Origin of the sequence: Ruania rhizosphaerae (genome assembly GCF_009805705.1) — a bacterium.
GTDB lineage: Bacteria > Actinomycetota > Actinomycetes > Actinomycetales > Beutenbergiaceae > Ruania > Ruania rhizosphaerae.
Genome location: NZ_VSMB01000023.1, coordinates 1 through 17,644 on the forward strand (window position 1 = coordinate 1; position 17,644 = coordinate 17,644).

The 17,644-nt window shown below is 66.5% G+C and carries 13 protein-coding genes and 1 pseudogene; 4 read left to right on the forward strand and 10 right to left on the reverse strand.

The window, feature by feature from the left end; genetic code table 11:
• Window positions 1–188 precede the first annotated feature (188 nt).
• Complete coding sequence (locus tag FV560_RS20580) at window positions 189–314, reverse strand: hypothetical protein (protein ID WP_275401924.1); 126 nt, start codon at window positions 312–314, stop codon at window positions 189–191.
• A 259-nt stretch (window positions 315–573) separates the two neighbouring features.
• On the opposite strand from FV560_RS20580, the gene FV560_RS19605 reads away from it, so the two are divergent.
• The 3 genes from FV560_RS19605 to FV560_RS19615 all read left to right on the forward strand — a co-directional run bounded on the left by FV560_RS19605 (window position 574) and on the right by FV560_RS19615 (window position 5,661).
• Window positions 574–1,584 (forward strand): GDSL-type esterase/lipase family protein, encoded by a 1,011-nt coding sequence (locus FV560_RS19605; protein WP_159623644.1) that lies wholly within the window; start codon window positions 574–576, stop codon window positions 1,582–1,584.
• A gap of 171 nt (window positions 1,585–1,755) precedes the next feature.
• Window positions 1,756–4,449, forward strand: coding sequence for a DNRLRE domain-containing protein (locus tag FV560_RS19610; protein WP_159623646.1), 2,694 nt, complete (start codon window positions 1,756–1,758; stop codon window positions 4,447–4,449).
• 18 nt (window positions 4,450–4,467) lie between these two features.
• Window positions 4,468–5,661, forward strand: a complete 1,194-nt coding sequence (locus tag FV560_RS19615; protein ID WP_159623648.1) for an ROK family protein — start codon at window positions 4,468–4,470, stop codon at window positions 5,659–5,661.
• Window positions 5,662–5,685: 24 nt separating this feature from the next.
• On the opposite strand, the gene FV560_RS19620 is transcribed toward FV560_RS19615, so the two are convergent.
• From FV560_RS19620 to FV560_RS19660, 9 genes are all read right to left on the reverse strand, one after another.
• On the reverse strand, window positions 5,686–6,675 hold the full coding sequence (locus FV560_RS19620; RefSeq protein ID WP_159623650.1) for a hydroxyacid dehydrogenase: 990 nt from the start codon (window positions 6,673–6,675) through the stop codon (window positions 5,686–5,688).
• Window positions 6,672–7,619 carry a Gfo/Idh/MocA family protein gene (locus tag FV560_RS19625; RefSeq protein ID WP_159623652.1) on the reverse strand — a complete coding sequence of 316 codons (948 nt, stop codon included), beginning with the start codon at window positions 7,617–7,619 and terminating at the stop codon, window positions 6,672–6,674. The genes FV560_RS19620 and FV560_RS19625 overlap by 4 nt, the downstream gene beginning before the upstream one ends.
• Window positions 7,616–8,512 (reverse strand): ATP-binding cassette domain-containing protein, encoded by an 897-nt coding sequence (locus tag FV560_RS19630; protein WP_159623654.1) that lies wholly within the window; start codon window positions 8,510–8,512, stop codon window positions 7,616–7,618. Before FV560_RS19630 ends, FV560_RS19625 begins: the two co-directional genes overlap by 4 nt.
• Window positions 8,505–9,479, reverse strand: a complete 975-nt coding sequence (locus FV560_RS19635; protein WP_159623656.1) for an ABC transporter ATP-binding protein — start codon at window positions 9,477–9,479, stop codon at window positions 8,505–8,507. Before FV560_RS19635 ends, FV560_RS19630 begins: the two co-directional genes overlap by 8 nt.
• Window positions 9,476–10,411, reverse strand: a complete 936-nt coding sequence (locus FV560_RS19640) for an ABC transporter permease (RefSeq protein WP_159623658.1) — start codon at window positions 10,409–10,411, stop codon at window positions 9,476–9,478. Before FV560_RS19640 ends, FV560_RS19635 begins: the two co-directional genes overlap by 4 nt.
• Window positions 10,408–11,352 (reverse strand): ABC transporter permease, encoded by a 945-nt coding sequence (locus FV560_RS19645; protein ID WP_159623669.1) that lies wholly within the window; start codon window positions 11,350–11,352, stop codon window positions 10,408–10,410. Before FV560_RS19645 ends, FV560_RS19640 begins: the two co-directional genes overlap by 4 nt.
• Before the next feature lie 105 nt (window positions 11,353–11,457).
• Entirely contained in the window at window positions 11,458–13,221 is a 1,764-nt protein-coding gene (locus FV560_RS19650; RefSeq protein WP_159623671.1) for a peptide ABC transporter substrate-binding protein, read from the reverse strand.
• Between the two features lie 88 nt (window positions 13,222–13,309).
• Window positions 13,310–14,848: a sulfatase family protein gene (locus FV560_RS19655; RefSeq protein WP_159623673.1), complete on the reverse strand. Its 1,539-nt coding sequence runs from the start codon at window positions 14,846–14,848 to the stop codon at window positions 13,310–13,312.
• Between the two features lie 76 nt (window positions 14,849–14,924).
• The gene (locus FV560_RS19660; protein WP_159623675.1) at window positions 14,925–17,174 is read right to left on the reverse strand and encodes an NHL repeat-containing protein; all 2,250 of its coding nucleotides are present in this window, start codon (window positions 17,172–17,174) and stop codon (window positions 14,925–14,927) included.
• Between the two features lie 166 nt (window positions 17,175–17,340).
• Between FV560_RS19660 and FV560_RS19665 the strand changes: the two are divergent.
• Window positions 17,341–17,644, forward strand: a pseudogene (locus tag FV560_RS19665) (hypothetical protein); the annotation flags it as partial.

A 17,644-nucleotide genomic window follows, 5' to 3' on the forward strand; every position in this document is an offset into this window, starting at 1 on the left:
AGCAGAAGAACTGGGCCGTCGTGCGCACCGTGGTCGGCTACCACCGCTACGACACTGCCGCGGAACTGGCTCTGCGTTTCCACACGCCGCGCTGCCACACTTACACATGCACGACCGCCAAACGTACACACTTGCGGGTGCTCACATCGCGACCTGCCTTCCCACACGTTCCCGCCGGGCTCACAAGATCACCCCGGCGGCAGCGCCACCAACTGCTCGATCCCCCGCCCGGCCAGGTACGCGGCGTCGTACCGTCGCTCGGCCCGGACCAACGCCATCGGCTCCGGCTGGGTGATGCGGGGCAGGCGGGGCACGGTGGGGCGCCTCAGATGGCGGTCTGACGGAACGATCAATGATCGTTCCTATGATCAGAAGTGGAGAGACCCGAATGGCAGCTCGCCACACGTCCCCTCCCGGCCCCGCTGACCGCGTCGACACGGCTGCGACACTCTGCGGCCGAATCGTGCGGCAGACCGACGCATCGGTGTCGCTCCGGTCAGGCGTGGACGCACCAGCAGCCATTCGCGCCGGTCTGATTGGATCGGGGTGTTGCTCACAGACGAGAGGGAGTCGATGAACGAGTACGCGCTGGACGACGACCGCCTGCACTGGACCGGCCTTGTATCGCTGGAACGCTCGGGCGAGGACCGCTGGCAGCCGTGGCGACTGCCCGCAGACTCCGGACTGGACGCACTCTCGCCGGAGCTGGCCTCGCGTGCGCGAATGGCTTCGGGTGTCTGCACACACCTGGCCACCGACGCCACTGCCCTGGAGCTGACCATCGTCTCGTCCGCGGACCAGGACGATCCCCGCCCGGTGGACATCGTCGCCGACGGCACCGTCGTCGCCAGCCTGCTACCTGATGCGTCGGGTCAGGTGCACGCGGACCTTCCCGCCGGTTCGAAGGAGGTCGAGATCTGGTGGCCCCACTGGGGCGAGCTGACTCTCGGACCGCTCCGTACCGATGCTCCGATCCGGCCGACGGGGTGGCGCCCCACGCTGCGCTGGGTGACCTACGGCAGTTCGATCACTCATTGCCGCAGTGCCGACTCCCCCACCGGCACCTGGCCGGCGCTGGTCGCGCGCGCACGTAACTGGGATCTGACCTCGCTGGGGTTCGGCGGCCAGTGCCACCTCGACCCTGTCGCCATCCGTACGATCCGCGACCGCCCGGCTGACCTCATCTCGCTGTGCCTGGGGATCAACATCCAGGGCGGCGGCACGTTCAACGCGCGCACCCTGGGCCCGCAGGTGGCCGGTGCGATCGAGCGGATCCGGGAGGGTCACCCGCACACCCCGATCGCCGTGATCACGCCGATCGCCTCACCGGACCGGGAGCAGCAGCCGGGCGAAGGCGGTCTGACGCTCGCTCAGGTCCGGCAGATCGTGGGCGATGCGGCCGCGAACGTCATCGAGCGCGGGGATAGCGATGTTCATATCGTCGACGGACTGAGCATCATCGGCCCCGACGACGCCCATCTCATGCCCGACGGGCTGCACCCCGGCCCGGAGGGGTACCGGCTGATGGCAGAGCGGATCGGGCCGGTCTTGGAGGGGATCGCCAGGCAGAGCGCCAGCACCTGAGCGGGCACGACGGTAGGGCGGCGGCAGCGGGCCGTACAGCCGTCTCCAACTTCGCTACGATCTCTTTTTCTTTGGCTATAGACAAAATAAACTAAGCCAAGTAGCGTCACACGCGCCCGATTCGCCGGCACGCAGCCGGCGATCAGCCATCGTCAAAGGAGACGTTTCGCCATGCCACGCACGCCAGCGATCGCGCTCGTCGCAGCACTGGCCGTCACCGGATCGCTCTCGCCAGCTGGAGCGACCACCTCGAGCCCTGGGGAGCTGATCTTCCACTCCGGCTTCGAGGACGGCTCTACCCTCAACGCTACTCAAACGGATATCACCGGTGTCGACTCCTCGGTCGCGGCCCCCAACGACTGGGTGAACGACCTGGAAGGACACCTCCAAGTCGGCAAGTTCGACATGCAGTACGAGGGCCTCGGCGGTCTCACCTCGAACTATGCCGCCATCGTGCCAGCACCGGACGATCCTTCCAACGAGACCCTGACGTTCCGGCTGACGGAGCCATTGGAGGACCCAGCCAAGGGCCGGATCCAGGCCAACGTCTACGACACCGATCTCGACGAAATGTACTACCGGATGAACTGGTACGTCCCCGGTAACCTCAGTCACCTAGAGACGCTCTCCCCCATGCGATGGCTGACCGTCGCCGAGTTCTGGAATGACGAGGGGTGGAAGAGCTCCGACACTCCGTACCGGATGACCGTGGGGCTAACCCAGGCCCCCGGCGGTGGGCTGAGCTTCACCCTGCAGGGTGATGTGAAGATCGACAACAGCTGGGTCGAGATCTGGCACACCCGCAACGACGCGGTGACAGTCCCCTATGACGAGTGGTTCGCGATCGACTACTACTTCCTCGAAGGTGACGCTGAGAACGGCCGGTTCGCCATGACGCTGACGACCGGCATCGGAACCGCTGCCGTGACCGAGACCGTGTTCGCCGTCCAGACCACCACGCACCACCCGGACGACTCCTCACCCGACGGTCTCAACGGCTTCAACCCGATGAAGATGTACGGGCACAGCGAGAACTTCACCGAGATGGCCGACCACGGCGGGATGCAGTGGTACTACGACGACATCGAGCTCTGGTCGGGCACCCCGTCCTCCTTCGACCCCGAGAGTCTCCAGTGGCAGCACATCGAACCCGAGGAGCCGGATCTGCAGGTGCAGAACGAGTACCTGATCGAGTTCGAGGACCTCAGTGTCGCCTCGGCACAGACCGGCGCCGACTCGGCCTACGAGGTGATCCAGGATCCTCAGCTGTCGGAGGGGGCAGGCGTGCGCTTCAACGCGACCGACCTCGGCGACCTGATCCAGTTCGCCACACCGATGGTGCGTGGCACGTACGAGCTCGAAGTAGGCGTGCTGGCAGGCCCGGACCAGGGCCGGTCCCAGCTGTTCACCCTCGGCGACGACGTCGGTGAGCCGATCGACTTCTACGCTGAGGAACCGGAGCACCGGGTCCTCACGCTGGGCACCGTCACCGCCGGGAGCACGGGCGGCAAGGCGGTCCGTCTGACCTCGACCGAGCGTGCATCCGCGTCGTCCGGATCGGCCGTCACGGTCGACTTCCTCCGCCTGACGGCTATTCCTGCCCGGATCATTGACGTCTCCGGTCCCGCGTGGAACCACGGCACCGGAGACACAGTCGACATCGACGTCACCTTTGACCGTCCGGTCACCGTGACATCGGATTCGCCGACACCGTCCCTGGATCTCGGCCTCAGCAACGACACGGCCGCACGAGCGAGCTACAGCGGCGGGTCCGGCACGACCGACCTGACGTTCACCTACACGGCACAGCACGACGACTCCGCACCGGACGGCCTCGGCCTTCCCGAATCGGTGAACGCTGCGGAGGGAGCCCTCCTCGACGAGGCGGGCCGGTCAGTCGACCTGACCCTCCCAGCCGCCCATCTCGGTGACACCCTGATCGCGGCTCCCATGGTTCAGACCGCGCCCGCCACCGGGCTGGCGGCCGACGTCACCACAACTGCCGATGTCATCGCCGACACATTCGTCCGCACCGGCGGCGGTGCGGACCTCAACACCAACTTCGGCGGCGCCGCGGTCCTGCAGGTGCGCAACGACGACGAGCCCGCGTCCTCGACGACCTCGGACTCGCGCCGCTCCTACGTGACGGTCGGCATCGGCGAGCTCCGTGCGCCGGTGACGGCCGCATCACTGGAACTCAGCGTGCTCTACGCCCAGGGAGCCACAACTGCGATCTCCCCCGTGGATGACGTCACGTGGGGCGAGCGGGACATCACCTGGAACTCCCAGCCGGTAGCGTCGTCCGAACTTCTCGACGGGCCGCACACCGGGATCCAGACCGGCGATCGCATCTCCTTCGACGTGACCACTCACGTCGCCGCGTTGGTGGAGCAGGGGCACGATCGTGCTTCCTTCGTACTGCACGACCCCACCGGCCAGGACCGGTACGTCGGATTCGCCAGCCGCGACCACGCCGACACCTCCACGCACCCCGCCGTCAATGTCACCCAGCAGGTGCAGACGCAGTCCCCGATGGTGCAGATTCTCGGGACCACCCAGTGGTGGTGCAGCGAACCTGGGACGCTGCGCCTCTTCGTCGCGACGGACCCGGCGTTCGCGGTCGCTGAGGTGAGGTGGGCAGCCGGTGACCTCGACGTGAGCGAGGCCGCGACGGCGGGCGAGGCGCTGGTTAGAGCGCCCAACGGCACGTACTCAGTCCATGTGCCAGGGAACGGCCCCTACACCGCCTACGTCCGGGACACAGCCGGCAACGAACGGGTCCTGGCTCACGTCGTCACCACCTTGCGCCCCGGAGCGCCGGAGCACCTGTGCCGCACGAGCTCGTCATATAGTGTGGTCACTTAACAAAAGGAAGGGGCCCCAGTGTCGACGAGGCTGAGCACGAACCTGACCTGGGCGCAGCCGGCCAACAAGGGTTTGATCCGCCAGATCAATGAGGCCCGGGTGCTGGATGTGCTCCGTGTCAACGGGCCGACCGCGCGCGCCCGGATCGCTCAGATCACCGGCCTCAGCCCAGCCACGGTCACGCAGATCACCGCACAGCTGATCGAGCACGCCCGCATCCGGGAAGCAGACTCGGTCCGCTCCACCCGCGGCCGCCCCGCCCAGTTGCTGGAGCTGGACCGCTCCCACGTGCGCGTGATCGGGATCGATATCAGCCGCGATCATCTCGTCGCGGTAGCGATCGACCTCACCGGTGAAGTCGTCCTGCGGCGACGGATGACACGCCGCGGGACTGACTCCCACGCCGCTGTGGACGACGTCACGACTCTGATTGGCAGGGTCCGCAAGGACGTCTCCTCCCAGGAACTCGTCGGGGTGGGCATCGCCGTGTCCGGCACCGTCGACCCGGAACAAGGGTCCGTCGTGCACTCCGGTCTGCTCGGCTGGGACGATGTCCCGCTCGCCCCGCTGGTGGCTGAACGGACCGGCCTCCCGGTGAAGGTCGAGCGGTACGTCGACTCGCTCGCCTCGGCCATCACCCTGTTCGGCGATGACTCGGCCCAACGGATCCTCATCGTCAACGTGGCTCCGAGCATCGGGGTCTCGATCGTGCTCGGTGGTCAGATCCACCGGCAGCGGCAGGGACGCTCCGGTCCGATCGCGCACACCCGGATCGACCTGGCGCACGATTCCGGTACTGCGTGCCACTGCGGCCGGCGCGGCTGCATCGAGACAGTCGCCAGCCAGTGGGGAGTCGAGCAGCAACTGCACGCACATGGCCGCGACCTCTCTCCGGCGGACTGGGCCGGTAGTGACGACGGTGCCGTGACGGACACCCTCGCCACGGGCGGAACCATCCTCGGCCGCGCCCTGGCCAACATCGCCAAGGCGCTCGACATCGAACGGGTGGTGATGGCAGCCCCGGCCTCGATGCAAGGCATCTTCGCCGACCATGCCGAGGCGGCCTTCGACGCCGAGTTCGACCAACCAGAGACCGTCGCCCCGTGGACAGTGTCGACCTCCGACGACACCGCCGCTGCACGCGGCGCGGCCTGCGGGGTGCTCGGGGCGATGTTCTACGTCGACGTCAACGCGACCCAGCCCCGAGGCTGAGGAGACCGCCGCGGTCTGAGCACCTCACCCGCTGATCGCCAGCATCTCCTCGGTTACCTCGTGCAGGAGCTTCTCCCGCCTCAGGAACCGGCCAATCTCGTCCACCAGGATCTGGCCACCACGGCGGCGGGACTCCCGGGTGTTGCCGGCCACGTGCGGGCTGAGGACCACACTCGGCAGCTCGCGCAGCGCGATGTCCACCGGCTCGGGTTCGTTGTCATAGACATCAAGGGCCACGTCGATCCGGCCGCTGCTGGCTTCGGCGAGGAGTGCGCCTGGCTCAATCACCCGGGACCTGGCGGTGTTGATCAGCACAGCACCGTCCTGCAGCAGAGCGAGCTGAGCGGCGCCCAGCATGTGCTCGGTCTCCGCCGTCGCGGGCGCGTGCACCGAAACGACGAGGCTTTCGCGCAGCACCTGGTCGAGACCGGCACGCCGCACCCCGAGCTCCTGCGCCGCCGACTCCGACAAGTAGGGGTCGTGCACACTCACCCGCGCCCCCAGAGCCAGTACCCGTCGGATGTAAGCGCGCCCAGTCCGGGAGGCGCCAACCACACCGATGCTCGCCCCGGCGATCTCTCTACGCTCCGGCACCTGACGTGCCTTGAGCAGCGTCGCGCCACGAACGAGCGCGGCGTGGGTGCGGTGCAGGCGTTGCAGCCCGACCATCGTGAGCGTCAACGCCGTCTCGGCGACGGACTCGGCCATGGCTGCACCGCCCTGGGTGACGCGCACACCCCGCTGCCACGCCTGCGGACTCACGAGGAACTTGACCGAAGCGCCGGTATGGGCCACTAGACCGAGACGCGGTGCGCCGTCGAGGACCTCGGTGGTCAGCGGCGCGCTGGTCCAGCCGGTCACGAGGACCTCCGCGTCTGCGAGCGCCGCACCGTACCTGCCGGGGTCGTCCAGCACGCGGACCTGCCCGTATGAGTCGAGCTCGGCGAGCAGGTCGTCGGGAAGGAAACGCACCCGGTCGGATTCTCGGACGGCCACCACGATCGTGGCATTCACACGCGCACCTCCGCGCCAGTCTGCAGACTCTCAGCGGCAGCCGTGAGCAGCCGCACCACCCCGAGCATCTCGGCTGTGGCGATCGGCGCCCGGCTCGTACGGCACATGGTGAGGATCTCGGCGAGCAGCGGAACGTAGAAGTCGGGCCCGCCCACGGTGATCTGGAACGCCGCAGCGGACTCCGTGCGGTGCAGCCTGCCACCCGTGTGCGGCGTCCAGGTGGGGCTGCCTCGCAGGGTGGCGATGCGACCGTCCTCCCACTGGCACACCAGCACGGTCGCGTTCGGGCCGCTGCGCGCAGTCACCGAGACGCATCCTGGCCCCAGGGCCGCGTGCGCCAGGTCTGCCAGGTGCACGCCGTACCAGGCCGGCAGCGGCAACGGTGGCTGTGCGGGCATCGGCCCCCACAGATCGACCCCCACGACGGCGCCAGGTCCCTGGGCATCGGTGAAGGCACTCGCGTAGCGCTTCGGTGAGGCGCACAGCACCGGCACTCCACGGGCGTTCGCCTCCGCGAGCACCGGCTCAACCTCCTCGGCCGAGAGGGTCAACCGCGTGTCAACGAAGGCCGGCCGGCCGGCGTCCACCGCGGCCGCCAGCAGCGAGACGTGCTGGCGGGGGTCGACAGCGGTGATCAGAACGGCGTCGACATGGTCGAGCAGGTCCGCCAGACTGCTCGTCTGAGGGATCGCGAGGTCATCGAGCACCTGGTGGGAGACGTCGTCGAATCGGTCGCGACTCATGGCGAAGTCCGCCGAAGGCGTACCCGGCCAGGCAGCGACGACGCGGGCACCTGCGAGCGCAGGATGGGGCGGCTGCGTGCTCTGGACGCCACCCGGCTCCCGGTGCGGAGAGTCCTCAGCGGTGGCATTCAGCAGGCGCGTGAACGCCGGGGCATGGGAGGAGTCGAGGCCGGCGAGGCCCAGGCGTAGCGGAGTAATCATCGGACGGCCTGCGGCTGTTCGGCGGCACCGATCCGGGCCCGGTGGCCAGGTCCGACCTCGATCATGCGGACGCCGTCATCGTCTTCCGGGCGCCAGGGGTCCTCAGGCAGCGGGACTGGCTCACCGCGGACAGGGAGTACCGCGGCGAGGAGCTGGCGGGTGTAGGGATGGCGCGGCTGCTCGAAGAGCGCCTCGGCCGGGCCCTGTTCGACGATACGCCCTCGGGACATGACCGCGACCGTATCGGCCAGCTTCTCCACGACTCCGAGGTGGTGGGAGATGAACAGCATCGTCAGGCCCAGCTCGTCTTTGAGTCGTTCGAGCAGGGAGAGGATCTGCGCCTGCACCGAGACGTCCAGTGCGGAGGTCGGCTCATCGCAGACCAGCAGTTCCGGCTCGAGAGCGAGCGCCCGGGCGATGGCGATGCGCTGCTGCTGCCCACCAGAGAACTGGTGGGGGTAGAGCTCGGCGGAGCGGGGTGGCAGACCAACAAGCTCGAGCAGCTCCCGCGCCCGCACCTGCCCGGCGGCAGCATCAACGACGCGGTGCAGCCGCAGCGGTTCGGCCACGTTGGCAGCAGCGGTGAAATGGGGCAGCAGCGATCCGAACGGGTTCTGGAAGATCATCTGGGCACGGCGGCGGAACGAGGCGGCCTGACGGCCCTTGATGGAGGTCATGGGGCACCCGTCGAACTCGACCGTGCCCGCCGAGACCGGCTGCAACCCCATGACGAGACGCGCGACGGTGGACTTACCGCTGCCGGACTCGCCGACCAGGCCGACGGTCTCGCCGCGACGGACCTCAAGGTCCACGTCATCGACAGCGGTGACCGCTCCTCCCCGGCCGCGGAACACCTTGCTCACGCCGTTGAGGCGGACGAGGGCATCAGACATGGTCGTGGCTCCTCCAGCAGGCGGCGACTCGGCCCGGGCTGACGCTCTCGAGACTTTGGGCATGGGTGCACCGATCAGCGTCGGCCAGCGCACACCGGGTACGGAACGGGCATCCGCTGGGCCGGTTGGCCACATCGACCGGGCTGCCGGGAATCACCGAGAGTTTCCGGTGCCTGTCCCCGACATCGATCGTGGATCCGAGCAGGCCCCGGGCGTACGGGTGGGCGGGGCACTCGATGAACTCGGCCATGGGGCCGCGCTCGACCACCTGGCCCGCGTACATCACCACGGCGGTGTCGCAGAAGAACCTGGCGACACCGAGGTCATGGGTGATCATGATGATGCCGGTTCCCCGCTCCTTCTGTGCCTTCAGCAGCTCCAGGATCTGGCGCTGGACGGTCACGTCCACGGCGGTGGTCGGCTCGTCCGCGATCAGCAGATCCGGCTCGATCGCCGTCGCCATCGCGATCATCGCTCGCTGCCGCATACCGCCGGAGAGCTGGAAGGGGTACATCCGGATCCGCCGCTCCGGTTCCGGGATGCCGACCTCTCCCAGTGCGCGGATCGCTCGTTCGCGTGCTTCGGCCTTGGAGCACACACCGTGCCAGATGAGATGCTCGGTCAGCTGACGTTCGAGGGTGATGGTGGGACTCATTGCCTCCATCGCATTCTGGAACACCATGCCGATCCGGCGGCCCCGGATCGCGCGCATCGCTCGTTCCGGCATCCCGACGAGATCATTGCCGTCGAAGATCGCCTGACCACCGGTGATCGAGGCGGTCTTCGGGAGCAGGCCGAGCAGACTCCGGGCACCGACGCTCTTGCCGGAGCCGGACTCGCCAACGACGGCGACCGCTTCTCCGCGCGCGACGCTGTAGCTGAGCCCGTCCACGGCCCGAACCATCCCGCGTTCGGTGCGGAACTGCACCTGCAGCTCCTGAACATCGAGCAGCACATCGGCGGTCATCGGCGCGTTCCCGTCGTGTCGAAGGCATCTCGGATCCCGTCCCCGAGCCAGGTGAAGGCGAGCAGCACGACGGCCAGCATCACGGCCGGCCACACCAACATGTTCGGGTAGGAGGTGACATAGGAGATGCCGTCCTGGATCATGCCGCCGAGCGAAGGCGTGGGCGGTTGTACTCCGAGGCCGAGGAGAGCCAGGCCGGCCTCGGCGGTAATGGCTGCCGGGATTCCGAAGGAGACGGCCACCAGCAGTGGTCCGACGGCATTGGGCAGGACGTAGCGGACCGCGATGGTCACGCCCGGCGCTCCCATGGCTCGCGCTGCCTCGACGAAGTCGCGCTGCATCAGTGTCAACGTTTGCGCCCGCGTCAACCGGGCCATGTTGACCCATGAGGCGATGGCGATCGCGAGGATGACCGCCCCGACGCTACGGCCCAGCACCGCCACCATCAGGACCGCGAACAGGTAGGTCGGGAAGGCGAACATCACGTCCGTGACGGCCATCAGCAGCTGTTCGGCCCGGCCTCCGCGGTACCCCGCCATCAAGCCGATCACGATCGCCACGAGCAACGCCGCCAACTCGGCTCCGAAGCCGACGAGGAAGGAGGTGCGCAGACTGTAGATCAGCCGGGAGAGCAGGTCCCGGCCGAGGAGATCGGTCCCGAGCAGGTGCCCTGCGGTCCCGGGGCCGGCGAGCGTGTTCTCGTAGTCGGGTTCCTCGAATCCGTAGGGTGCGATCAGTGGTGCGATCATGGCTACGACGATCAGGGCTGCGAGTATCACCAGGCTGGCGAGGGCGAGTTTGTTGCGGCGAAAGCGCGTCCAGGCACGACGGAACTGGCTCTGGGCCTGAGCTGCTCCCGCGGTCGCCGCCGGCTCGGAGCTATCGGGCGGGCCGGGGCGCTCTGCCGGGTCGATGCGGTCCGTCTCAGTCATCGTGCACCTGCCGTCGCGCGGATGCGGGGGTCGAGGAAGCCGTACAAGAGGTCCACCACCAGGTTGGTCACCATGAGGATCACGGCGAAGAACAGCGTGGTTCCCATGAGTAGGGGCATGTCTCGGGATGCTGCGGCGTCGGTGAAGTACTGCCCGAGCCCGGGGATACCGAAGATCCATTCGATGAACACGGTCCCGGTCATGAGGTTGGCGAGCACTGGGCCCGCCACTGTCACCAGCGGAATGAGCGAGTTGCGCAGGACATACCGGCGGATCACGAGGCGGCGGGCGCCGCCCTTGGCGAAGGCGGCTGTCACGTACTCCTCGCGCAGTGTCTCCAACACCGAGGAACGGACGTAACGGGTCATGACCGCCGCCGGACCGAGCGCCAGGGCGATCACAGGCATGATCATGTTCTCCGGCCCGCTCCACCCCCGTGAGGGGAGAACGTGCCAGGTGCCGGACAGTAGCAGCATGAGGAAGGTGCCGACGAGATAGGGCGGCAGGCTGTGCCAGATGGTGACGGCGAACATGGACCCGTAGTCCCAGGGGGTGTTCTGCCGCAGGGCCGAGAACACTCCCACGGGGATCGCGATGCACAGGGCAATGATGACCGCCACCACGGCCAGGGTGGCCGAGACCGGGAAGGACGTGGCGATGATGTCCTCGACGTTCTGGCCGGTGTACTTGTACGAAGGCCCCATATCCCAGGTGAGAGCGCCTTTCATGAAGCCGAGGTACTGCTGCCATACGGGCACCTCGTCCCCGTAGCGCTGCTGCATCTCGGCTGTGACGGTCGAGGACTCCTCTGCTGCCAGGTTCGAGATGTCGGCGAAGCTCCCCGGTGCCAGCTGCAGCAAACCGAAGGCGATGATCGAGACCGCGATCAGCGAGAGCACCAGCCGGGCTACCCTACGGACCGCGAAGACGGCGAGGTTCATCGTGTTAACTCCATCCCGGCGTCTCGCAGCTCGGCGATACGAGCATCAGCGGCTCGTGCCGGCGGGGCTCCTGCCCCACGGGCACGAGCGTTGAGATCGGACAGGTCACTCACCGGTGATGGACACACCCTTGAAGTAGTACACGTCCGGCGTGCCACGCAGGTTTAGGCCTTCGACCCCCGGCCGTACCAGGTAGTTCGCATCGATCAGCGTCACCGGGAGATAGAGATACAGATCGTCGCGAACTTCGGCTGCGTCGACGAAGTAGCCCGTCGCGGCTTCTAGATCCGGCTGACTGCTGCCTTCGGCCGCGAGCGCCGTGAACTCCTGCGCGCCCGCGCTGGCGTGCGCGTCCCGCAATGCCTGCAGTTGCGAGGCCCGCTCACCGGGATCCAGATCCTCGTCTGCCTGGACTTCCTGGTACTCCTCCCACACCTCGGCCGGGAGGCTGAACTCCTCCATGGTCCGCGGATTGAAGGTGGTGTTGATCGCGTCGTTCCAGTTGGTCCGGGTGATGAAGGATCCGGAGTAGAAGCCCGGGGTGTCCTGGATCGACCACCTTTCCTCGACGTAGACTCCACGCTCGACGTTGTTGACAGTGGCGGTCACACCGAGGTTCTCGGCCCACTGGTCAACGGCGACGTCCAATTCCGGGCGAGGCGCCTCTGTCAGCAACATCAGCTCCGGGAAACCCTCACCATCGTGATAGCCCGCGTCCGCAAGCAGTTCCTGGGCCCGTGCGATGTCCTCGTCCTGGCCGAGACCATGCTCTGCGCCCAGGTACTCCGGCACCAGTGACCTGGCGACAGCCACGCCCGGCTGCAGACCAGCGACGATCTCCCGGCCTAGAGCGAGGGACAGGGCCTCACGTACGCGCACATCCTCCAACACGGGATTGGTACTGCGCAGCAGTGCCAGGTACGTGATGTTCCGTTGCTCGACGGCTCTGATCTGATCCGTGAACTCGGGGTTGTCCACATAGGAGAAGACATCCTCGCCGACGAGCTGCATGAGGTCCACCTCGTCGTTGTCGTAGGCGACCGGGCTTACCGGCTCGCCAGAGGCATAGAGCTGGATCTCCACCTCATCGAGGTGCACGTTCTCGGTATCCCAGTAGTTCTCGTTCGGGACAAGGGTCATCTCGACGTTACGCTGCCACTCGTCGAGCACGAACGGGCCGTTGCTGACCCAATTCTCGGGCTCGGTCCACTCCTGCGGGAACTCCTCGAGCGTCGCAGGGTGCAGCGGGAGCATCGAGGGGTGCGTTAGGCCAAGCAGAAAGCCAGGATTGGGTGCGTCCAACGTGAAGACCAGCTGGTCGTCAGCAGACGCCTCGATCCCGACCTCGGCGAAGTCGGTGACCGTGCCCGCGAGGAACTCGGACGCGTTCGCGATGCCGAGTGCCACCTGGTAGGAGTTGGCACCAGTCGTGTTGCCGGCGCCTGAGCCACCGGGGGTGAGCAGACGCTCGTAGGTCCACAGGAAATCCTGTGCGGTGACAGCGTCGCCGTTGGACCAACTCGCGTCGTCACGCAGATGAAACGTCCAGACGGTCCCGTCTTCGGAGACCTCCCACTCGTCCGCCGTCCCGGCTTCTACGTCGGATCCGGTCGAGTTCTGGACCACGAGCCCCTCGAAGAGGCCCTGCTGGTCGATCCAAATACCGTTCGAGATGACGTGCGGGTCGAGGCTCTCGGGGTTCGACCAAGTGGTCCGCAGAACCTGCGCGTCATTCTCACCGCCTGCACCGACGGTGGGATCGGTGTCACCGTCTCCGAATATGCTGCAGGCGCTCAGAGCGAGCGCTGCGGTGGCAACAACCGCTGCTGCCTGCACGCTCCGCTTGGGCATGGTGTGGGGGACTGCCATCGTCACTCCATTGTCGTCAGGTCGGATCTCTCGGGGCATCGGTGCCCGCAGGACTTCCGTCGTCGTTAGCACGACGCTAGGCATCGCATTAACTTTTGTCAATAGCCAAATCCAGAGTGCCGACAGTTGCCTCCGACGAAGAGCCGATGGCCACCCCAGGCGCGACCCAAGACTCAGCAAGGACGAAGCGCTCTGCCTGGTGCGGGAATGGACGTTGCCACCCCTCGGCATAGAACTCGGGCTCGGCCGACGCACCAATCTTGTCATCGTGCCCGCTCGCCACGAGTGCGATTACCTCACGGGTCAGGGTCGCGTCCATCTGATCCAGGACGTCGCGGTGGCTCGCGTCCTTGCTCAGATCGTGGAGTTGATCTGGATCGGCTTCGCGATCGAACAGGAGAACCTCGCCCGTGCCGTACTTGTGCAGCACGAAGGCGCCCTCTCGCAACATCCAGCCATCGGAAACCGCTCCGATGATCCGTTCTCGTCGCTCCGCCTCCACGCCCTCCAGCTGGGGGATCAGGCGGGCATCCATGTGTTCGGGCACCCCAGCGCCAGCCAAGGCCAGCATCGTCGGCGCCAGATCGTAGAGGTCGATCATCGCATCGCTCAGACCGCCTTCACACCCAGGAACCTTGATCATTAGGGGTACGCGTACGCATTCGTCGTAGAAGAGCGCCTTTCCCAGCATCCCCCGATCACCAAGAAAATCCCCGTGGTCGGAGGCGAGCACGACGATCGTGTCGTCGGCTACACCGGCTTCCTCGAGCGCCTCCATGACGCGACCCACCTCGTGGTCGACCTGCATGACGAGCGCCGAGTAGTGCGCGCGGACTCTCTGCTGCGCCTCTTCGGGGAATTCGGTTAGGTCGAGATCCGCCCACGCCCGGCGATATGAGTCAGCCGCGACCCTTAGGCGCTCCGGAGCATCGCCGGGCACTCGGGGGATGGCGAGTGGAAGCCGGTCGGCATCTACCCGCTCGAGAAACTCCGGTGCAGGGTCATAAGGACAATGGGGTCCCGGAAACCCGACGACCAGCGCGAACGGTTCTTCACCGCGAGCGTGGGTCTCGATGAACTCGCACGCAGCCGAACCGACAAAATGATCGACGGACATCTCCCATGGCGTCGGAGCATCGGTAGCTCCGCGGCTCGCCTGATACCCCGGTAGCGTGTTCGCGTGCGTCTTGCGCATGCCATGGCGCCGCAGAAACCTGTCGTAGTCGTCGCGAACATCGATGTGGCGCTTGTCCTCGGCGACCACCCGATATCCGAACCCATAGCTGGCGTCCCACGGATAGAAGTGCATCTTCCCCACGGCGGCCGTGAGGTAGCCGGTAGAGGTCAATCGATCCGCCCAGGTCTCGATTCCCATCTGCCGGTAGTCGGGACGCACTCCTTGGTTGTTGGCCAGCACACCATTGCGAAGTGGATGCATCCCAGTCAGCAAAGCACTTCGGGCGGGGACACACAGCGGCGCACTCGAGACGGCGTCCGTGTACCGCACACTCGAGGCTGCCAACTCATCGATAGCCGGGGTCGTCAGCCAGTCGGCGCCATAACACCCCAGGAAGTCCGGTCGCAACTGGTCCGGCAGAATGAGAACGATATTCTTCTTGCTGTTCATGGTTCCTCCGTGCGCGGCCCAGGTGCCGACGCAGATTCTCTTCGTTCGGTAGGCATGACGCGGGTGACACGCAGCTTCACAGGCGCCCCTGCATCGCGGCGGCCGCCGTCAGGAGAACACTTGCCGTCGCCTCGTCGGAGACGTTGGCGGCGGCTGCGCCGAAGCGATCAAGCGCAGCTGCAGCTGCGCGAGTCTTCCCCCGGCCGGTCATCTCCTCGGCAATCGAGACGTGTGCGCGAAGCCGATGCCCTATCGACTTCGTCACCAACCCAGCTGCGAGGCCGGTGTCAATGACCGCGCGCGTGGTGGCGTAGAGACTGCAGACGGTGGTGTCGGTGATGCGGATGATGTCACTGCCCTGCATCGTGTACATCCGATGCTGATCATCGAACGCGAGTTTGCCCTGTTGACCGTCAAACTCTGCGCCAAGGTTCGAGACGAGCACGTCGATCTCCAGCGTGAGCGGATCGATCCGGAACACTTCATGCTGAGTTCCGCCGTAGACCATCCCCCGGTCGATCTGCAATTGGTGGTTTCCCGAGGTCAGACCAGTCGGATTCGCCTCGTGATGAATCAGGTGCGGTGCACCCGCATGGATGTCGAGCACGAAGAAGTCGGACGTCGTCAGCGCGAACACGCGGCTTCCGAGCACTGTCAACGAGAAGACAATGGTCGACTGGAAGCCCAATTGACTGTGGTCGAAGAACCACAGCTCGTCCTCCGTCACCGGATCCCATGCCGTGACGGCACCCTCACCGCCAACATACACGATTCCGTCCGCAGCCGCCGCTGAGGTGACAGGCGCTCCGGCCCCGAGTGGGTCGATGTATGACGAGAGCGTATTGCTGGCCCGGCTCCAAAGACAGAGCGCACCGCCGATGGTCGTCCCCGTACTCTGAACGGCCACCACCACAAGCTCGTTGACCTCGTCCCAGACGAGATCGCGCGATCGCCCCTGCTCCGCCGGAAACACGGTCATTCTCTCCGGCTGTCCGTCGATATCCGGACGAAATCGCCACAGGCCCGAGTGATGTGGATATCCAGCGAAGTAGACGCTATCCCCGACCGGGAGGATCGCTTTGGCCTCCCCGGTGATCCACAGCTTTTCCAAGTCACCGGTCGCGATGTCGTGCTTCGCGACACTCATGTTGCCACCGACGTAGACCTGTCCGTCGCGCACACTGATGGCGAACGCGTCCTGGTTCTCCGCAGGCGCTCCCGCGGTGATCAGGTCAACCGCCTCGAATTCACCTGTGGCGAGGTCATACCGGTTGATGAACCCCTCGAAGGTGGCCGAGACCACCACCCCACCGACCACTCCGAGTTCGCCTTCGGGCGTTCCGAATGCCTCATCCGGTCCCGGCCCGATCCCGAGATCGGTGACGGCACCTGTCGTCAGGTTCACCTCTGTCAGCGTCGTCGGCTCGAGTCCGGCGAGGTACAGACTGTCTCCGCTGCGCCCGACAGCGCCGAAGTAGCCGCTACGCCCAGGCACGTTGAATTCCCGCCAGGTCTGAGTGTCAAGGTCGAGCACATCCACGCCGGTGTTCGTCCGCACCGCCAGGATGTCGTCGAACACCGTGAGGGCGTGGCGGTAGACGCGATCGTAGGATCCCAGTCTCGTGAATGACCCGGTCGAACGGTCGAGCGCGAACAGGCCCCCCTCAAGATGGCCGCTGCCCGGGTAGACACCGTAGAAAACGGTCGTCCCCGCGGTCGCAACGGCAAGACTTTGGAAACCATCGGGTTCGGGCACGCCCCAGTTCGTCCAGGTCGCGCTGACAGGGTCGTAGCTGAGCATCTCCGGTCCGGCAGGTCCGCGTGGTGTGCTGATGAAGACCGTGCCGTCGTCGGCAACGGCAACGTCTCTGACCTGCTGTCCCACCGAGACAGGGGTCACCGCGCCCGTGAGAATATTGCAATGGAACAGCTCATTCCCGCTGGGTTGAGTCAGGCCGACCCATAGCCCGCCGGCTCCGTCGTCGGCGATGCCGTAGACGGCGCCTGCCTCCAGGGTGAAGGTCTGTGTCACCTGACCCGTCGACACATCGAAGCCAGCCACGGAGGCGGGGACCTGGCGCCGGGTCCCCACGTAGAAAGTCTCACCGACGAGCACACCCCGTGAGATCGAGGCGAAGCCGGGGTTGGCCGGTCCACCCAGGTTCTCCACGGAAACGTCGTCGGTCGCTACGGACGGGTCTGCCCAGGCGGAACCTGGGGCCGCGTGGGCCAATACGGAGGCACCCGCGAGCGCAGCCCCGCCCCAGAGCACGCCGCGCCGGCTCACCTCTGCCCGGCCTGTGAGGCCCTCGACTGAAGCACGCATGTTGAGCTCCCTTGCTCTATTTTTTGGTCATCGTCCGAAGTAATTCAGATCATGGGGTCTCCGTACGTCGATGTCAAGGAGCCGCGTTGACTCGAGTGCGCGCGTAGAGAGCGCCTGCCGGCCCGGTACCCCGTAGACCGGTGGGCCCCTGAGGATGGGACTGACGATGAGCCAGCGGCAGGCTGTGACCAAGGCGATCGCGACGCGGTATGCGCGGGCGACTCGATCGGGCAAGGGCATGATCCTGGACAAGTTGTGCCTGGTCACGGGCTGGCACCGCAATCACGCCCGTAAGGCGCTCACGGGCGCGTTGCGGCCGCGGGTGATGCGTGCGCGGGCGCCGCGGGCGCCGACGTATGACGAGGCCACGATCGCCGCGCTGGCGTTCTGCTGGGCGGTGCTCGGCACTCCCACGGGCTCGCGGCTCGCGGCTCGCGGCGATGATGGCCGAACTGGTGCCACGGCTGCGA

Coding starts and splice junctions, on each gene's coding strand:
- FV560_RS19640 (WP_159623658.1), bottom strand. CDS start 10,411: ATGACTGAGACGGACCGCATCGACCCGGCAGAGCGCCCCGGCCCGCCC.
- FV560_RS19650 (WP_159623671.1), bottom strand. CDS start 13,221: ATGGCAGTCCCCCACACCATGCCCAAGCGGAGCGTGCAGGCAGCAGCG.
- FV560_RS19610 (WP_159623646.1), top strand. CDS start 1,756: ATGCCACGCACGCCAGCGATCGCGCTCGTCGCAGCACTGGCCGTCACC.
- FV560_RS19660 (WP_159623675.1), bottom strand. CDS start 17,174: ATGCGTGCTTCAGTCGAGGGCCTCACAGGCCGGGCAGAGGTGAGCCGG.
- FV560_RS19645 (WP_159623669.1), bottom strand. CDS start 11,352: ATGAACCTCGCCGTCTTCGCGGTCCGTAGGGTAGCCCGGCTGGTGCTC.
- FV560_RS19630 (WP_159623654.1), bottom strand. CDS start 8,512: ATGTCTGATGCCCTCGTCCGCCTCAACGGCGTGAGCAAGGTGTTCCGC.
- FV560_RS19625 (WP_159623652.1), bottom strand. CDS start 7,619: ATGATTACTCCGCTACGCCTGGGCCTCGCCGGCCTCGACTCCTCCCAT.
- FV560_RS19655 (WP_159623673.1), bottom strand. CDS start 14,848: ATGAACAGCAAGAAGAATATCGTTCTCATTCTGCCGGACCAGTTGCGA.
- FV560_RS19635 (WP_159623656.1), bottom strand. CDS start 9,479: ATGACCGCCGATGTGCTGCTCGATGTTCAGGAGCTGCAGGTGCAGTTC.
- FV560_RS19605 (WP_159623644.1), top strand. CDS start 574: ATGAACGAGTACGCGCTGGACGACGACCGCCTGCACTGGACCGGCCTT.